The following is a 19,543-nucleotide window of genomic DNA, read 5'->3' as shown; positions in this document are numbered from 1 at the left end:
TGTGAAAAAAAAAGTAGCTGTAGTATTATTTAATTTAGGTGCTCCTGAAAAATTATCTGATGTAAGGTCATTTTTATTTAGCTTATTTTATGATAAGAATATCATTAATATAATAAATCCTTTTAGGTTTCTTATAGCAAAATTAATAGCAAGTTATAGAGAAAAATCTACAATAAAGATATATAGAAGGCTAGCCAATGAAAAGTCACCATTACTTGAAGAAACAAATTTGCAAGCTGCAGCATTAGAGAAGTACTTAAATTTTAATCAAGAAAACAGCATATATAAAGTATTTATATGTATGCGTTATACTAATCCATGTGCAAAAACAATTATACAATCTGTGGCCAATTTTTTACCAAATAAAGTTATTCTTTTACCTTTATATCCTCATTACTCAAGCACCACAACTTTATCCTCAATTAAAGATTGGCATTATCATGCTAAAAAATACAAATTTCCAACTAGTATAATATGCTGTTATTATAACAACAGCTATTATATTAAAGCTTACTGTCAAATAATATATACAGAGTATACAAAAGCTTTAAAAATTCATAATACTCCAAGAATATTATTTTCTGCACACAGCTTACCAATAAGTATAGTGAACAAAGGTGATCCTTATCACAAACAAATACATTACAGTGCTTCTATGATTGTAAAAGCTTTAAATATTAAAACACTTGATTGGGTTATATGTTATCAGAGCAAAATAGGTTATGTAAAATGGCTAGAACCCTGCACTAAATCAGAAATTTTAAGAGCACAGCAAGATAATGTGCCTGTAATAATTGTGCCTATTTCCTTCGTATCAGAAAATTCTGAAACTCTTTTCGAACTTGATATATATTATAAGTCATTATTGTCAAAAAAATTATACTTTCGTGTTCCAACACTAGGAATTAACAAACTTTTTATCAAATGTCTCAAAGATTTATGCATTAAAAGCCAATTACATTGTAATTTAACGCTTCAATGCTCTTATAACAATAAAATGTGTTGGCATAACACAAAAAAACTTTTTCAACATTAAATATATTTTCAAAATAATTATCAGATATAAGATTTATATATCATAATAAATTAATGCCATTAATGATTTATATTAAAAACTATTACATTAATAAATGTACTACAATAAATCCTTGATATAATAATATTATATTCTAATAAAATCTATTACTTATCTTAAAAATACACATTACATTAAAAATTATATCTCTAACTCAATAGAAAAATAAATAAATTTTAACAAAGCATTATAATATAACGCAATATAATAGCAGTATTACAGTACATAAATATCAATTAATATTACAGAAACATCTAAATTTACAAATAATCTATTCTAAACAAACAATCAAATTATGCAATACATGTATACTAATCAAAAAGCATTCAAAGTTAAAATATTTAAAAGTATAAAATTTTTATATAAATCCTAAATTAAATAATAAAAAAACTTATTTACAAGTTATAATAAGCCTGTGATCTCATTTCATTCAACCTTGAAATTGTACGCTGAAAATCTACAGGAACCACATTTGAATAATATAAATTATTCAAATTTGCAGCAAAAGAACAAAATATTTTATTTTTATTCTCATATAACTCATCTATTAATATAGTAAACCTACGCATCTCATTTTGATTATACAAATCAAAAATTGGTACATTTGCAATAAAAATTACCATAAAATTTTTAGCAATAATATGATAATCATCTACCCATAAAGGCATTTTATTACCGCATAAATCTTGAAAATCAAACCATACAGCATTGTTGCATACTTTATAAATATTAATTTTCTTATTATTAACATCTAATATCATAGAATTACATGCTTTGCCTTTAGTAAATTCTACAAAAACTTCTTGTAGTTTATCATTAGAATCCTTCCCCATATAATATACTTCTTTGTCATCACCTTTTGATAATCGATAATCTTGTGCTCCACATAAATGTATTACTTCCATATACTTCATTATTAAAGATACTGCAGGCATAAAAGATTCATATTGAATACCATCTTCATAAAGCTGTTTAGGAGCATAATTTGAAGTCATCATTATCACAATATTGTGTGAAAATAATACTGAAAACAGTTTACTAAATATCATAGCGTCACATATATCGTATACTTGTATTTCATCTAAACATAATAAATCTATATCCTTTGCTATAAATTTAGCAACTTTTGTTATAGGATCCTTAATAGATTTATATCGTAGTTCATGTAATAAATCATGAATTTCTCCCATAAAATTATTAAAATGTATTCTCTTTTTACGTTTTATACTGCAATGATGATAATATAAATCCATCAATAAGGACTTCCCTCGACCTACCTTTCCATATATATATAATCCTGCTTTTTTACAATCTCTTATAAGAGACCAAAAGTATAAATATATCGGCAATATATTATCATATGATACTAATTTTTCTAGTAAATTAACTTGCTCTTTATCATAAGTAATTTTACATGTATCGATCATATTATAATAATGAGACAAAATACAAGAACGGCTCATAAACTAACTATCTACTTACTAATTAAACAGCACTTCAAGATTAATTACATGCCAAAGTTTTTATTATATATTATTAACACAACCATTAAGCAACATTAAGAACATGTCTATATTATTTACTACAACTATTTAACCCTTTAAACATAATTTTACGTGCCTTATTTCTTACATAAATAGGGCTATATCCTGTAAAATAACATACTGTAATAAAATCATCATGTAAATCATTAATCCAATTAAAAGCTTTAATTTTTTCTAATTTATTTTCTGTTCTTTTATAATTAGAAGTCAAATCAATCATAGCTTGTAATATAACTGCTTCCCATAAAGAATTATATCTTTTTTGTTCTCCTAATAACTCATTACTTTCTAGATCATCAAAATAATCTATATTATATGTATTACAGTATTCATAAGAATTTAATATATCAGTATCCATTTTTAACCTCTTTAGTGAAAATATTAGTGCATTCAACACTTATGGAAGACAAAAAATCAAGGTATATATCAAATATATTTAATTTATTTTATGATTTTTTAAATTTTAAGTATTATTTATCATAAAAATATTTTTACTTTAATATTTAATACTTATTATAATATAATTATATGATGTATTTATCATAAACCTGATCAAAAAATCATCTTATCAATTTAAAAACAAGTATTTTATATTGTTTAAAATATTTTTTTATACTAAATATAGTATAGAAACAGTTGCAACTGTCCAAATTACTTAATAAAGTAACTCATTTTTCATAAGTTTTTTTGTATTTAATGCCAAAAAAAATACACTAACTTTTAATGTAAATAATTATAAAATAATAACTTAATAAACTTTATTATCTAAGCTGAAAGTACTTTACTAACTAATATAAAAACTAAAATATACATACTTCGATGTATATAATTTAAAATAAAAATTATCTGAACTAAAACTTACTTTCTACACATCACTATATAATGGTATACAATTATACCTTACGTAAAAACTACAAATAATATTTTCCAATTAAACTTACTCTAAAAATAACTACCATTTTTATAATGTACAAGAAAATTGCATATATAAAAAATAACATATTATTAATATTTATAATTACTACTAAAACAATAACATAACTACTTATAGTTTATAAAAATAATTCATTAATCTACAAATTTATTATATGTTAACAAGTTTTATATGATGTAAATATTATAAAATTCTTTTCTCATGCTAAGTTGCCTTGTTTAATTTAAGAACAATAAACAAGACAACATTAACTATAAAATGTATAAATAAAATTTTACATTTATTGCATTTCAACAATAGCATTAACTATATCTGCTCTTTTGTTTTTTACAGCAATACCTAATGGTGTTTCTGAATGATCATTATTAATATCAGGTTTAGATCCTATGGATAAAAGAAACCTTACTGCATCTATACTACCTTCTCTAATAGCATATAACAACAAATTATCACCTTCTTCTTGCGTACGTAGATCTTCCAATACAGTAGTTACATTAATTCCTAAATTCTCAAGTTTATAAATTACAGCTCGTAAACCAGAAACATCATTATCTCTTACACAATAAAACATCTGTTCATAATAATCATTTAAAGATGTTACTTTTGGCAAATGACTATTTTCTTCATCATAATTTCTTACTTCAATAAACTCTATGGGATTTCTATAAAATAACCATTGATCTAATAATGATTGTCCGCTATTAAGGTTTTTCCATTCACTTGCAGATTTAGCGCTACTACTAAGTTGTACTTGCTTTCCCTGTTCACCCTGAAAAATATCATTATTCGACTCTTTCTCTTTTATGTCAGCATCTTCATGTCCAATAATATTTTTTTTCTTTTCTAGTTCCTTATCATCTACATCTTTACTATTATTCTTTGTTTTTTTATTTTTTGTATGTTTTTTAGCTTTTGTATTTTTTTCATCATCTATTAATTTACCATCATTATCATATAATTTCTGATGATTATTATCAAATAACTCATAATCATTCAAATCATCTTCAACATCATGACCTTTGATATTATCATCTTCAACATCATGACCTTTGATATTATCATCTTCAACATCATGACCTTTGATATTATCATCTTCAACATCATGACCTTTGATATTATCATCTTTAATATCATGACCTTTGATATTATCATCTTCAACATCATGACCTTTGATATTATCATCTTTAATATCTTATCATCTTCAACATCATGACCTTTGATATTATCATCTTTAATATCGCGACCTTTGACATTATTGTTCTTGACATTATCATCTTTGATATTATGATCCTTATCAGTTATTGGTTTATCAGTATCAAATATACCGTAACTAGCCTTTTCGCTTTTATGTGACTCATAGGCAATACTGTCAACGGTTCCAAGTATTGCCAATAATGCTGCTGTAACAAAAACCTTTTTCATAGCTATTAACCTACCTATACCTATATTTAACATTAAATAAAATACTTATATACTAGTAATCTTAGTTTTACTATTAAAATATAATTTATTATTAATTTTAAAATTAAAAATTATGCAGCATCTTATGCAAAATATTGTCAAAACTGCAACTAATCCTAACAATGAATTCATATGGATTAGTGCATCAGCTGGCACAGGGAAAACTAAAATATTAACACATAGAATTTTAAGATTACTCCTTACAGAAAAAACAAAAATACTTTGCCTGACTTTTACAAATGCTGCAGCTCATGAAATAAAAGAAAGAGTATACAAAATAGCTAGCAAATGGATATTAATGTCACAAAAAGAATTAAACTTACAACTTAAAGAAATATGTTATGATGATCTTGATAAAAAATATTATAAAAATGCTCAGAAATTATTTTTTCATATTCCCAATTCACTTACAATACAAACAATACATAGCTTTTGTCACAGTCTAATACATATATTCCAAAATGAAACAGGCATCTCAAAAAACCATACAATAAAAGAAATATCAGAATCTTACCCAAAAATTTTTCAAAAACTATTACTTGAACAAAACATAAAAAAACACCTTGAAGCAATATCTATAGAATCAACAGAAAATATAATATACAATTTAGTATATAAAATAATTAATAAAAAATTTAATAAGAACTACATATATGAAAAATATAATGATATTGCATTAAACACAAAATTTAACCACACCACACAATTATGTGTATTAATCAGCATTTTAGAAAATGGTAGTATAAGAGATAAAAAAATTAGCTATCAACTTTCTGAGTGGTATAATCTATCACAAAATAATAAATTAATTAAAATCAAAAACTATGCTAAAATATTTATTAATTTATCAAATCTTGAAAACAAACCTCTATCATCAATAATCACAAAAAACACCTTAAAAAAATTTCCACAAGCAGAAGAAATTATAATAAAGGAACAAGAAAATATAACTAAATTTATAGAACAACTTGATCATTACCAAATAATACATCGTACATATCATCTCATAAAGATTGCTGAACAATTTATTGACATATATACAAAAGATAAACAGTGCAATAGATATATAGATTATAATGATGTTATTCATTTAATACTTCACCTAGTTACAAACTTTTATTACAAAGACTGGATACTCTTCCAACTTGATCATAAAATCAATCATATCCTCATTGATGAAGCACAAGATAACAGCTTAGAACAATGGGAAATTATTAAACAATTATGCAATGAGTTTTTTTCCGGAACTGGAACAATAAATGAGAAACGTACTCTCTTTGTTGTAGGCGATATCAAACAATCTATATATAGCTTTCAGAATGCAAGACCTGATTATTTTTACCCAATGTGCCAATATTTCGCAAATAAAAGTTCTAACCCTATCATCATAAAGTTAAATGTATCATTTCGTTCATCTCAACCTATACTAACACTAGTAGACAAAATCTTTAACAACTTTCAAGAACAAGTATCTTTTGAAAAGTGTAAAATAGAACATATAGCTCATAGAAAAAAAGACTATGGATATGTTGAACTATGGCCTTTACCAATAACAAGTACACAAACTCGAAAAATTAGTGCATGGAATCAGTTACATATTAAATCTAATAATCATAATCAGCAGCTTGCATCAACTATTGCTCATAAAATTTACTCATGGATATCAACAAAAAGAACTTTAATATCAAAACACCGTCCTATAACAGCAGGAGACATTTTAATTTTATTACGTCACAGAAATACCTTTATTGATTACATGATTGAAGAGCTAGGAAAATTCAATATTCCAGTTTCAGGAAGAGATAAGTTTAACATTATGGATCATATAGTAATTAAAGATTTGGTAAATCTTGGAGAATTTTTACTACTACAAAAAAATGATATTTCTCTAGCAAATTTACTTAAATCACCAATATTTGAATTTACAGAGGAGCAGTTATTCAAACTTAGCTATTCAAGACAACATAAATATTTATGGAATATGTTACAATTAAATTTTCCTGAAATATCAAATTACCTAAAGCAGTTAATAAATATTTCAAGACATCATAGCCCTTTAAACTTATATCATTACATCTTATCAAAACATAAACAGCAATTCATTAAATACATTGGTCAATCAAGTATAGAAGTAATAGACGAATTTGTAAATTTACTAGTAAAATTTGAAACTGACAATATAAGTTCTCTTGAATCATTCATACATTGGATTAAACATACAAATCCAGAAATAAAAAGAGATTTAAGTACTGTAAACAACGCTGTAAGAATTATGACTGTACATAATGCAAAAGGCATACAATCTCCTATAGTATTTCTAACAGATACAACAAGCATCCCAAAAAGCGATTCTCAGATAATATTTGATGAACAAAATACACCTTTCTGGTGTTGTGATAATTTTAATTATCAACTTTCAATACTAAAACATAAAAAAGACTTGGAAGAATATAATGAATATATAAGATTACTTTATGTAGCACTAACGAGAGCAGAAGATGAATTATATATTACTGGAACAAATTACCCACAAAATAAATCGTGGTATAATATTATCTCTAGTGTTAGCAATGTATATACAAAAAAATTTATAGAATTATTCCCAATGTTCACAAATAAAGTTGAAGCTTTATGTATAGAACAACAATTTAACACATAATCCTACAGTAATAGATAATATTAATACATATCCTTTGAATCAACAATTAATACTCATATAATAAATTCAACAAATATAAACTATACATTTTTAACAATAAGTTTTACAACATTGCAAAGTAATTTCTATTTATTTTTTAATATTTAAATGTACTCAAAAATTGTAAAAATACATATACCTTAATAAAAAAACACATAAGTGAAACTTATCAAATACTTCCTGATTAAATTAATCATATAACCTTATAATATGATTATAATACATTATTTCACTTAACTCACAACTACGCTAATAATGCAAAAAAAATTAATCATATTTAGACATTAAACACACATTGATGACACCACTATATACAATATATACTATATCAATTAAAGTAAAAACATGACAGTAAAAATATATAATCTATATAGCTATTGTTGAAATTTTTTACTTCTATTAACCCTAAAGCATTTTTTTATAATAATTAAAATTATTGTGCGTATTTAAACCTAGAACATCATTTTTATTACATAAGTGTGCCTAAAAATACAATATAATTCCATACCTTTTAAAATCCACTACACTAATAGTAAGGAACTATAAGATAGTATTTTATAATATATGCTATTTTAAAAAACTATAACATTAGATCCTGTTAATTTTCTACTTTCTAAATCTTTATGCGCTTTTTTGACTTCACTAAACTTATACATTCTATTCACATTAACCTTTATGTAGCCTCTTTTGATCATTTCAAAAATTTCTATAGCACTTAACCCCAATTCAAGTCTTGATCTTTTATAATGATGTATTGTAGGAGAGCTAACAAATAATGACCTTGAATTCAACATAGACATGCTAATATTTGATATAGGACCAGATATTTGACCATAAGAAACATATAAACCAAAAACGCATAAAGACTCAAAGGCCTTTTTATACGTAACTAATCCTATAGGATCATATACTACATTAGCACCAACTCCCTTTGTAATATCCATAATTTCATGCACAAAATCATCATCATGATAATTTACAACATATGAACATCCATATCTTCGTGCTATATCTATATGATTATTAGAGCTTACTGCACCTATAACCTGACATCCTTTATAAGCTGCCCACTGACATAGTATTTGGCTGATGCCTCCAGTGAGTCCATAAACTAAAGCAAAAGTTTTTGGACGCACATCATAAACTCGATGAATAAGGTAATGAGCAGTCATACTTTTTAATAAAACTGCTGCAGCTACTTCATCTGTAATACTATCATGAATTTTAAATAGGTATTTCTGATTAATGACCCTTACTTCAGAATAAGCACCACCATAAGCTGTACAATAGCCTACTCGATCACCTACACTTAGCGCTTCAGTAGCGCTACCTACTTTTTCTACAACTCCTACTGCTTCAACTCCTAAAATATTTGGTAAACTTTTACTTTTACGAATACCACTTCTATGCTCAACATCATAACGATTTAATCCTATAGCTGTATGTCTTATCAACACTTCACAGTTTCCAGGATCTTTCACATTCACATCAGTATATTTTAAAACATCATAATCCCCAGTATTATTAATAATAATAGCCTTCACCATACCTTCACTCGATTTACAAAGTAAAACACATTAACACACACTATAATTAATTATATAATAATAATTCTAAATAAAAATTTAGCTATATTATTAAATATACAAATAAATTCTTAGTACATTGTTATATAATACCATTTTTACAATATAACAAATACTTAGTAAAAAATTTATTATTATTGCTAAACATAAAATAATTTTTACATTTACAAAAAAAATACATTACCAATATTCATATTCAAGTTTACGATTATATATAAATTGTATAAGGTGTTTTTATTATAAAAAAGATTTTACATGAAAAACCAAACTGAATAATAAAAACGATGTATATTATCAACAGAAATTATAATATAAGAAAGCTCACAATAAATAACCAAAAATCAGCTCATAATCTAACATTATATAATACAGATTTACAAATATTAAACCTCATATAAAAACTTTACAACTTATGCATAGTAATGATTATAGTACCGAGCATAAACACCTTGATCTAAATATAATGTTTATCATTATTTCTTTTACAAATATACTAACATATATCAAACATTAGTATATATTTCACATTATCTATAAATATTACCATTAATTTATATACAATATTACTTTAACTTAACATTGCTGTAGTCTACATTGACACTAGAATGTAATGTGTAGATAGGCAATAAGCTTTAAAAGCTAGAACAAGTTTTAGTGGGGCTGACTTTGAATATAACCCTTTACGTTTTGATATATAACTATGTTCCATAATAGAACATCTAAAACTTTAAAAATTATCAAATGCTCTTCATCATTTTTTTGTTATAACATATTCACTGCTATGAATAATTAACATTTTCATAAAACACTTAGCTAATATTTATCTCTTTTATCAGATAAGATATTTCTTATACCTTAATATAGATACGTAAATTCATTATTTATACCATATTTGTTATTTTCCCATCTAATTATCTATCACATTTTTTGTACTACTTTGCTGCTTATTAACATCTTTATCACTATTTGACTTAGATTTCGTGAACTGACTCATAACTTCATCTCTAGGTCCCATAGCTCCAATCATACCATCACTCATTACAATAATTTTAGTTACCGCATTTAATAATTGAATCTTATGTGTCATAATAAAAGTAGTAATTTTATTCTCTAACGCATATCTTAACGCATTTATCAATTGTCCTTCAGATGCACCATCTAAATTAGCATTTGGTTCATCAAGAACTAAGAGCTTAACATCTCCATAAAATGCTCTTGCTAATCCTAACATTTGCTTCTGCCCTCCAGATAACACAACACCTCCACTGCCAATCACTGTATCATATCCATTTGGCAATCCTAAAATCATTTCATGAACTCCAGCAATTTTAGTAGCTTTAATAACTTTTTCAGGATCAGGATCAGAAACCATCCTAGCAATATTCGTTTTTACTGTAGTATTAAATAATTCAATATCCTGAGGTAAATATCCTACATAATTACCAAAGCTTTCTCTATTCCACGTATAAACATCTGCCCCATCTAATCTTACAACCCCAGATATTGGCTTCCATACCCCCACAAGTAACTTTGCAATTGTTGATTTTCCAGAAGCACTTGCACCTATAACTCCAACAATATCACCAGGATCCACAGTAAAAGATATACCTTTAATAGTAGGTTTACTTCCTCCATATGGAGTAAAAAATACACGTTCAAAAGCAACTACACCTCTCGGAGCAGGTAAAGCCATAGATTGTTCTCTCTTAGGAGATGATAATAATAAGGCCTGCAATCTTCTATAAGATATTCTTGCTGCAAGTAACATTTTCCATGTATTAATAGCAGCTTCAAATGGAGCTAAAGCTCTTCCCATTAAAATTGATGCTGCAATAATCCCTCCTGCTGTCTTATGTCCATTTACAGCTAATAATGCCCCTACACCTATTACTGAAATCTGTAGAATTGCACGAGTAAACTTTGTAATACCCATAATTATATTAGAACGGCTCTGTGCTTTTATTTGCATGCTCCTATTTTGAGAATTCTTCTGTGACCAATCAGTAACTATATGCCTAACCATTCCCATAGCTTCTACTACTTCAGCATTACGACTTGCTATATCGATAGCATTAATATTGCGTACATTTTCTTCATGTGACTCTTGAAGTACTTTTTTTGTAGCTAACTCATTCCATACAGCCATTAATGTCAACAGTATAATTCCTAATATTGCTATATACCCAGTAATATAATGTATCATAAATATTGCAATTAAATATAATATTGCCCAAGGCATATCAAATAATGAAAATATCCCAAATCCTGTAATAAATCCTTTTACATTTCCTAAATCACGTATTACTTCACCACTTGAAGTAGAAGCTTTTACAGATGTTAAACTAATTGATTTTATAATTAAATCTGGTGTAACTTCTTTATCTATCCAATCTGCAACTTTGGTCATAGCTAAAGAACGGCATATTTCTAAAATTGATGAACATGCAAATGCACTTATTGTAATCAAGCTTAACATTGTTAATGTAGATATGCTACCACTTGAAAGAACCCTATCTAAAACTTGAGAAGTATAAACAGGCAAAAATAACATTAATAAATTAATGGCAGAACTAAACCAAAATATAAACCAAAAAACACTTTTACATTTATCTAAAGTGCAGTACAACACGCTTTTTTTTAATTCCTTAATTGTAGCAAAATCGAAATTTACACTATCCACAAATATACCTCTAAAATTAATAGTAATAACTATTTACCCTATAAGCGTAATCTTACTATTATTAACTAATAAATAAACTTAATATTATAAATATTAATCTAGCACTAAAGTACACAATATAGTAAAATGTTATATATTTTATATAATAAATATATCTAGGCAAACAATGCCGTTAACAGTAATTTTAGTTTTTATATCTCTAACCGTAATTTCTTTAATATCAGGCATTGTGTTAATGTCTATCAATAATAACTTTTACATAAAACACAGAAATAAAATCATGATTATTAGAATAGTGTTACAATTCATATCCTTTATTGCAGCAGCTTTATTTTTATAAACTACTTTTTATTTATAACTTTATAACTTTATAACAGTATAATTCTCAGTAGTTTTCAATAAAAAGCAGATATTAATCACAAAATAGTAGTTCTTTAACAAATTTATTTACTGAAAAGAATAATTATCTAATTTTATAGAACACACAAAATAATAAAACAAACATATTCTCCAGCCTTATAAGGATAAATTTTCATAATATTATACATAATTCATAAATCAATTTATTCCATTAAAAAGTTTTAAGTTCTTAACTCCAATAATATAACATAAAAAAATCACAATAATTAATACAATACACTATTAACTAGTGTGTACTCCTTAATCATTATAATTAAACTGTTTATAAAGCATCATTTTATAATATTTAATACATTATGAATTAGCTCTTTCTATAAAAAACAATTTTTTAGTAGTGAGTTAACATAATCAATAGTAATTTCAAGACACTTCACATCTTCTATAATTAATCCAAATATATCAAGTTAATAATATTTAAATTAAGTGCTTAAATACATAAAATTTATAAGATTTTTCTGTATTTACATAATTGCCTTTACATAAAATAAGCTTACAATTAACAACTATATAATCTTTTTCAGCAGCGTGTAAGATATGTTCAACAATAATACAAAAATACTTGGAATATTAAATATTACTCCAGATTCATTTTCAGATGGAGGAAAGTTTTTTACTACAGAAACTGCTATAACACAAGCAATAAATTTAATAGATGGGGGAGCACATATAATTGACATAGGTGTAGAATCTACACGTCCTAACGCAATACCTTTATCACCAACAGAAGAATGGATTCGCCTGAAAGACGTAATATCAGAAATTATTACAATAGCACACAATAAAAAAACTAAAGTCAGTTTAGATACTAGATATGCAATAACAGCACATAAAGCAATTAAGTTGGGAGTAAATTATATAAATGATGTTAGCGGATTATCAGATCCTGATATGATACCTGTAGTCAAAGATAGCAATGCTGCTATTATAGTTATGCATAATTTAGGAATTCCTGCAAATAAAAGTAACACTATCCCTGCACATTATGACATTATAAAAGAGATAACAAAATGGCTAGAGTTACGTATAGAACAATTAATATCTGCAGACATTAGTACAGACCGTATTATAATTGATCCAGGAATAGGATTTGGTAAAACCGCTCAACAATCATTATATATTATAAAACATATCACACATTTTAAAGCACTTAACTTACCTATCTGCGTTGGTCATTCACGTAAATCTATGTTATCAGCACTATCTATAGACAATGATTTTCGTGACTATGCTACTGCAATAATATCAACATTTTTAATGCAGAAAAATATAGATTTTATAAGGGTACATAATTCATATTTACATACACAAACCTTCAAAATCTGGAATGCATTGCTATAATAAATGTAACCTTTATAGAAGCTATTTTACTAAAACAATGTATAAAAAATTATAACCGTATAAACTTACCATAGAAAAGCAACGTTATTGAATATCAAAATAGCAATGTATATTAGCATCACAAAAACCACATATTATACCAGCTGCACATCATACTACATATGATCATAAAACTTTTGTTTAATAATACAAATTATTTACTGAATCTTTATTGTACATCTATTAGCATATAAAACAATTCACCAATATTTTCATTACATTAATAACTTATTACAATGCTAGTTTTATCTATCAAAATTAACTTTTACATAATAAAATATATACTATAAGTAAATATCAACATAACATATACAAAAATATTCATACCTTAAATAAATTTTTAATGTATAGCTAATCCATTATCAATAACACAATTCTTTGCCATTGCCCTACATTCATCATTTTTATCTACATATAAAATATCCCATAACCTCAAAGTAGCACCTTGTAATTTATTGCTGGATATATCACCATATTTAATAACATTAGTTGCAAAATAATGCTGTAATCCCGCAAATATAAATGTCACTCCCATCATAACCATAGTAGCCAACAATAATATATCTTTATATATATCATATTGACTTCCTACAAACATGCATGCAGCTGCACTTGCTAATATTAAAATATGTAAGATAATAAAGGAATGATAACATAATTTACTTTTTTGTATCTTATTTGACTCTTTACATATATTCTTCCTTTCATGAAAAATTATATAATCTATAATTTTTGAATAACTATCTATATTTTGCTTATCAGCATCGCTTTCAAAAAATTGGTATACTACCATACTTTTTTTCAGCATAATTCCAAACATCATTTTTAATATATCATGTGGACCATTTTCTAGCATAATTTTCAAGTCAACTATGTCAATTCCTACACATTTACAAACCTTCTCTAATTCATCGTCACTCATTCCTTGTGTACATATTACTCCTCTGTGATTTATAAAATGATCTGATAACTTTCTCATTTTTTTACTTGCTCTATAAATTGCTGCATTATACTTTTCTATATTCTCTTGATATGTTGTATCATTACAAGAATATACTCTACACATACTTACAGTTTTATCGATCAAACAGTTAATCGCTCTGTTATAGAGTATACCTTTTTTACTATTTAAAAAAATTACTTTTGCTTTGTCAAATCGTGCAAATATAGCCTTCCTTAATACTTCTTTTAATTGTTCCACAGTATCATATGTTAAATTATTATCTTGCAACACAACAAATGAAAATTCTTTTTTTACTGACCTATTTATTTTTAAATTAATACAATAACCTATAATTTTATTTACTTCTTGTATAATTAAATCTTCATATAAATTTAAAATCATATTCCTATCTCCTTATCACTATTGGATATTTATAAGGCAATTTCAGTATATAATTTATTTAATTTATTAAGAAAAGTAAAGTTTAAAACTAATTTTATTATAAAATTAATAAATATATTGATAATAAAGCAACATGGTAATAATTAAGCAACTCCTAGCAAAACATAATTATTTATAGATGATACAAACTAAAGAATCATTATTCTTTGATAATATAACCAATATCTTATAGCTTTAGTAGTATATGACGTTATTACAATTTAAAAATGCTTTATTACATATATTCAAAAAATTATTAACTGTATTTTTTTTATGAATTACATAGTAATATAATTAAATTATAAAAGTTAATTATTAAAAAAATGCCAAAACGTACAGATATAGAAAGCATACTAGTTATAGGAGCTGGTCCAATAATTATTGGTCAAGCATGCGAGTTTGATTATTCAGGAACTCAAGCATGCAAAGTTTTAAAACAGGAAGGGTACAGAGTAATACTCATTAACTCTAACCCAGCAACAATAATGACCGATCCAAAGTTAGCAGACGCAACCTATATTGAACCTATACTACCTAGTATAATAGAAAAAATCATCATAAAAGAAAAGCCCAATGCAATATTAGCTACTGTTGGAGGGCAAACATCTCTCAATGTAGCCATTGAGTTATCAGATCAAGGAATATTATCCAAGTATAATGTACAACTCATAGGAGCAAATCACAATACAATAAAAAAAGCTGAAGATCGTAACCTATTTTGCCAATCTATGGACAATATAGGAATAAAATATCCAAAAAGAATCACAATTAAAAGCATAGAAATGATTACCGATGCTATTGAATATATAGGATTACCTGCTGTAATCAGACCATCTTTTACATTAGGAGGAATAGGAGGAGGAATAGCTTACAATAAAGATGAATTCTATAGCATCGTTAAACATGGGCTAAGTATGTCACCAATATCGGAAGTGCAAGTAGACGAATCCATAATTGGATGGAAAGAATTTGAAATGGAAGTAATGAGAGATAGTAGAGATAATTGTATAGTAGTATGCTCTATTGAAAACATTGATCCAATGGGAGTGCATACAGGAGATAGTATTACAGTAGCACCAGCAATAACTTTACGTGACGAAGAATATCAAAAAATGCGCAGTATGTCTTTTGCAGTTCTTAGAGAAATAGGCGTAGAAACTGGAGGTTCGAATGTACAATTCGCTATTAATCCTAAAAAAGAAGGAGAAATTCTAGTAATTGAAATGAATCCTCGTGTTTCTAGGTCTTCAGCGCTTGCATCAAAAGCAACAGGTTTTCCTATTGCAAAAGTCGCTGCTAAACTAGCTATAGGATATACACTAAACGAAATTATGAATGACTGTACTCCTAACATCCCAGCTTCCTTTGAACCAACAATGGATTATATAGTAGTTAAAATACCGAGGTTTAATTTTGATAAGTTTCAAGATTCTAATAAAGAATTATCAACAACTATGAAATCAGTTGGAGAAGTAATGGCTATAGGACGTTCTTTCACAGAATCATTGCAAAAAGCTTTATGCTCCCTTGAAATTGGGTTAAATGGATTAAATGAGTTTTTTGATAATAATGTTAGTACTGATCAAATATACGAATCTCTTGTCAAATTATCACCCGACAGAATATTAATTATTGCTGATGCATTAAGACATAATATAAGCATAGACAAAATCAATAAAATTACTGGTTATGATCCTTGGTTTTTAATGCAGATTCAAAATATTATTAAGTATGAAAAAATCATAAAAAATAATGGTATACCAACAAATAGATTAGACCTTATACATCTTAAAAAGATGGGTTTTTCCGATAGTAGATTAGCTGAATTAAGTAATAATACTATAGATTATGTAGAACATTTAAGAGATAGTCTATCAGTAAAACCTGTATATAAACGAATTGATACTTGTGCAGGAGAATTTGAAGCAAAAACTGTATATATGTACAGCTGTTACGAAGAAAGTATATTAAGTCCACCAGAATGTGAAGCAAATGTCACAGAAAAAAATAAAATTATTATATTAGGTAGCGGACCTAATCGTATTGGACAAGGAATAGAATTCGACTACACATGTGTACATGCAGCATACACTATTAAACAAATGGGATATGAAGCAATTATAATAAATTGTAACCCTGAAACTGTATCTACTGATTATGATACTTCTGATAGACTATATTTTTCCCCTCTTACACGAGAAAATATACTAGACATAATATATAAAGAACAAGAAAAAGGTGCTTCTGTACATGTAATAGTACAATTTGGAGGGCAAACACCTTTAAAGTTAGCAAAAATATTAAAGGAAAAATCTATTAATATAATCGGCACAAGCTTTGACTCTATTGACTTAGCAGAAGATAGAATGAAATTTCAACAACTATTAACACAACTTAACCTTAAACAACCATCCAGTATGGCTTGTAATTCTATAGAAGAAACTATGCTAAATGTTAAAAAAATAGCATTTCCCTTATTATTACGTCCATCATATGTATTAGGAGGACAATTTATGTCCATAATACATGATATCAATGGATTACTATCGTATTTAGAAAAACACAAAAATATCTTCCATCATGGATCTTTGTTAATAGATAGCTTTTTAACAAATGCTGTAGAAGTAGATGTAGATGCTATTTGTGATGGTGAAAATGTTTATATAGCTGCTATAATGGAACATATAGAAGAAGCAGGTATCCATTCTGGAGATTCTGCATGCTCTATACCACCATATACTTTACATCAAGAAATTATAGATAAAATAGTAGAGTATACTAAAAAAGTATCTCTTGCATTAAAAGTAAAAGGATTGATTAATATCCAGTACGCAATTCAAAAGCAAGAAATTTACATACTTGAAGTTAATCCAAGAGCTAGCAGAACAATACCATTCATTGCAAAAGCAACAGGAATTCCAGTAGCAAAAATCGCAACAGAAATTATGCTAGGTAAAAAATTATGCATTAATGAAAATAATACAAACATCAATTACGTAGCAATAAAGGAAGCTGTTTTTTCTTTCTCAAGATTTCCAAATTCAGATGTCTTATTAGGACCTGAAATGAAATCTACAGGAGAAGTAATGGGTATAGATGAATCCTTTGAAATAGCATTCGCTAAATCTCAAATGGCAGCAGGATATGAAATACCTACTCAAGGAAAAGCTTTTATCTCAGTTAAAGATAATGATAAACCAGAAGCTGCAAAAATTGCACAAATATTATTAGATATAGGATTTGAAATTTTGTCCACAACAGGAACATCAAAATACTTTGATAATTTACAAATTAAGAATCAGCATGTTAATAAAGTAAGAGATGGAAGACCTCACATAATTGACATGTTACAAGATGGAAAGATTAGCTTAGTAATTAATACTTCTGAAGGATTAAAATCAACTTCAGAAAGTAGTAGTATTAGGACTACGGCTCTCTTTAAAAAAATACCATATAGTACAACAATATCAGGAGCAAAAGCTTTAGCAATTGCGATTAAGCATTTTAAAATGCAAGGATTATGCGTTAAACCTATACAAGAGTATTTTAATAATAAAAATATCAATATAGTAGAATAATTTATCTTATAGAAATATAGCTTTAATATTAACTACATTTAAAATGTAAGAACCACACATTACACAATTTTACACTAAAAACATTAATACAAAGAATAATATATTCATCGTAAGTTTTATATTATAACATATATCTACATTCAAATAATTTACTTATTAATATAGCCTTCCATAGCTAATTACATGTCAATACAAATTTTATATAATGTGCCTTAATAAATTACATTTCGCTTTTAATATGAAAAACAGCTATTAGTTAAAAGAAAGATAACAATCACTTAAATAAATGCTATTACATCTTATAACATAAATTCAAACAGAAAAAATTAATACTACTTCTGAAAAAAATAACACCTCAATATAATAAAATACTTTACGCATTTTATACAAATTACATATATATTTAGCAAATAATTTAGAATATAATTACTAACTAATTATTTAAAAAAAGCCATATAATCCATAGCTATTAGTAATATTATAAAATAAATTTTTAATTCTATTCTACCTTAGGTTGAAGTACTTTACGTTCAAGTCTTATTAAACGCTTTTTTATAATTTTTATTTCATCTAATAATTTTTGATACGCATCATCATTAATAACATTACTATCAGTTATTTGCTGTACAACATCACCCTGATTATTATTTTCCTTATTACTTGAAACAAGAGCTTTCTCCTGTATTTTCATTATTGATGAAAATATTTCATCAAAAGTTTTACTATCCCCTACTATCTCCTTTACAGTCTCCATATATTGTTTAACAATATCCTTATAATCATCAGTCATAACAGCATTAACCTTT

13 protein-coding genes are annotated in these 19,543 nt (G+C 26.2%); 5 read left to right on the top strand and 8 right to left on the bottom strand.

Going from position 1 to position 19,543, the window contains the following annotated elements:
• The first annotated feature begins 1 nt into the window (after position 1).
• A complete protein-coding gene (gene hemH / locus HL033_RS03390; RefSeq protein WP_218193890.1) occupies positions 2–1,036 on the top strand; it encodes a ferrochelatase in 1,035 nt (344 codons plus the stop codon).
• Between the two features lie 434 nt (positions 1,037–1,470).
• On the opposite strand, the gene zapE is transcribed toward hemH, so the two are convergent.
• From zapE to HL033_RS03370, 4 genes are all read right to left on the bottom strand, one after another.
• A complete protein-coding gene (gene zapE, locus HL033_RS03385; protein WP_255323771.1) occupies positions 1,471–2,502 on the bottom strand; it encodes a cell division protein ZapE in 1,032 nt (343 codons plus the stop codon).
• 148 nt (positions 2,503–2,650) lie between these two features.
• The gene (locus HL033_RS03380) at positions 2,651–2,977 is read right to left on the bottom strand and encodes a hypothetical protein (protein ID WP_218193888.1); all 327 of its coding nucleotides are present in this window, start codon (positions 2,975–2,977) and stop codon (positions 2,651–2,653) included.
• An 856-nt stretch (positions 2,978–3,833) separates the two neighbouring features.
• Complete coding sequence (locus HL033_RS04535; RefSeq protein ID WP_255323770.1) at positions 3,834–4,550, bottom strand: ankyrin repeat domain-containing protein; 717 nt, start codon at positions 4,548–4,550, stop codon at positions 3,834–3,836.
• Complete coding sequence (locus tag HL033_RS03370) at positions 4,547–4,975, bottom strand: hypothetical protein (protein ID WP_218193887.1); 429 nt, start codon at positions 4,973–4,975, stop codon at positions 4,547–4,549. Before HL033_RS03370 ends, HL033_RS04535 begins: the two co-directional genes overlap by 4 nt.
• Positions 4,976–5,087: 112 nt before the next feature.
• On the opposite strand from HL033_RS03370, the gene HL033_RS03365 reads away from it, so the two are divergent.
• The gene (locus HL033_RS03365) at positions 5,088–7,673 is read left to right on the top strand and encodes a UvrD-helicase domain-containing protein (RefSeq protein WP_246575223.1); all 2,586 of its coding nucleotides are present in this window, start codon (positions 5,088–5,090) and stop codon (positions 7,671–7,673) included.
• Positions 7,674–8,284: 611 nt separating this feature from the next.
• Here HL033_RS03365 and HL033_RS03360 read toward each other — a convergent pair.
• Together HL033_RS03360 and HL033_RS03355 are read right to left on the bottom strand one after the other, a co-directional pair.
• Complete coding sequence (locus tag HL033_RS03360) at positions 8,285–9,259, bottom strand: quinone oxidoreductase family protein (RefSeq protein ID WP_218193886.1); 975 nt, start codon at positions 9,257–9,259, stop codon at positions 8,285–8,287.
• A gap of 946 nt (positions 9,260–10,205) precedes the next feature.
• Positions 10,206–11,978 carry a type I secretion system permease/ATPase gene (locus tag HL033_RS03355; RefSeq protein WP_218193885.1) on the bottom strand — a complete coding sequence of 591 codons (1,773 nt, stop codon included), beginning with the start codon at positions 11,976–11,978 and terminating at the stop codon, positions 10,206–10,208.
• A gap of 166 nt (positions 11,979–12,144) precedes the next feature.
• On the opposite strand from HL033_RS03355, the gene HL033_RS03350 reads away from it, so the two are divergent.
• Together HL033_RS03350 and folP are read left to right on the top strand one after the other, a co-directional pair.
• The gene (locus tag HL033_RS03350; protein WP_218193884.1) at positions 12,145–12,318 is read left to right on the top strand and encodes a hypothetical protein; all 174 of its coding nucleotides are present in this window, start codon (positions 12,145–12,147) and stop codon (positions 12,316–12,318) included.
• 614 nt (positions 12,319–12,932) lie between these two features.
• Complete coding sequence (folP, locus tag HL033_RS03345; RefSeq protein WP_218193883.1) at positions 12,933–13,736, top strand: dihydropteroate synthase; 804 nt, start codon at positions 12,933–12,935, stop codon at positions 13,734–13,736.
• 379 nt (positions 13,737–14,115) lie between these two features.
• Here folP and HL033_RS03340 read toward each other — a convergent pair whose 3' ends face one another.
• Positions 14,116–15,120, bottom strand: coding sequence for a hypothetical protein (locus HL033_RS03340; RefSeq protein ID WP_218193882.1), 1,005 nt, complete (start codon positions 15,118–15,120; stop codon positions 14,116–14,118).
• Between the two features lie 362 nt (positions 15,121–15,482).
• Between HL033_RS03340 and carB the strand changes: the two genes are divergently transcribed.
• Positions 15,483–18,737 carry a carbamoyl-phosphate synthase large subunit gene (gene carB / locus HL033_RS03335; RefSeq protein ID WP_218193881.1) on the top strand — a complete coding sequence of 1,085 codons (3,255 nt, stop codon included), beginning with the start codon at positions 15,483–15,485 and terminating at the stop codon, positions 18,735–18,737.
• Between the two features lie 499 nt (positions 18,738–19,236).
• Here carB and HL033_RS03330 read toward each other — a convergent pair whose 3' ends face one another.
• Entirely contained in the window at positions 19,237–19,527 is a 291-nt protein-coding gene (locus HL033_RS03330; RefSeq protein WP_218193880.1) for a hypothetical protein, read from the bottom strand.
• Positions 19,528–19,543: the final 16 nt, after the last annotated feature.

Origin of the sequence: Neoehrlichia mikurensis (assembly GCF_019186785.1) — a bacterium.
GTDB lineage: Bacteria > Pseudomonadota > Alphaproteobacteria > Rickettsiales > Anaplasmataceae > Neoehrlichia > Neoehrlichia mikurensis.
The sequence above is the reverse complement of the archived record's forward strand: the minus strand, read 5'-3'. Positions and strand labels throughout refer to the sequence as shown.

Bases quoted from the DNA above. Each gene is read 5' to 3' on its own strand.
- zapE (WP_255323771.1), bottom strand. From the start codon at position 2,502: ATGATCGATACATGTAAAATTACTTATGATAAAGAGCAAGTTAATTTA.
- HL033_RS03380 (WP_218193888.1), bottom strand. From the start codon at position 2,977: ATGGATACTGATATATTAAATTCTTATGAATACTGTAATACATATAAT.
- HL033_RS03370 (WP_218193887.1), bottom strand. From the start codon at position 4,975: ATGAAAAAGGTTTTTGTTACAGCAGCATTATTGGCAATACTTGGAACC.
- HL033_RS03365 (WP_246575223.1), top strand. From the start codon at position 5,088: ATGCAGCATCTTATGCAAAATATTGTCAAAACTGCAACTAATCCTAAC.
- HL033_RS03360 (WP_218193886.1), bottom strand. From the start codon at position 9,259: ATGGTGAAGGCTATTATTATTAATAATACTGGGGATTATGATGTTTTA.
- HL033_RS03350 (WP_218193884.1), top strand. From the start codon at position 12,145: ATGCCGTTAACAGTAATTTTAGTTTTTATATCTCTAACCGTAATTTCT.
- folP (WP_218193883.1), top strand. From the start codon at position 12,933: ATGTTCAACAATAATACAAAAATACTTGGAATATTAAATATTACTCCA.
- HL033_RS03340 (WP_218193882.1), bottom strand. From the start codon at position 15,120: ATGATTTTAAATTTATATGAAGATTTAATTATACAAGAAGTAAATAAA.
- carB (WP_218193881.1), top strand. From the start codon at position 15,483: ATGCCAAAACGTACAGATATAGAAAGCATACTAGTTATAGGAGCTGGT.
- HL033_RS03330 (WP_218193880.1), bottom strand. From the start codon at position 19,527: ATGACTGATGATTATAAGGATATTGTTAAACAATATATGGAGACTGTA.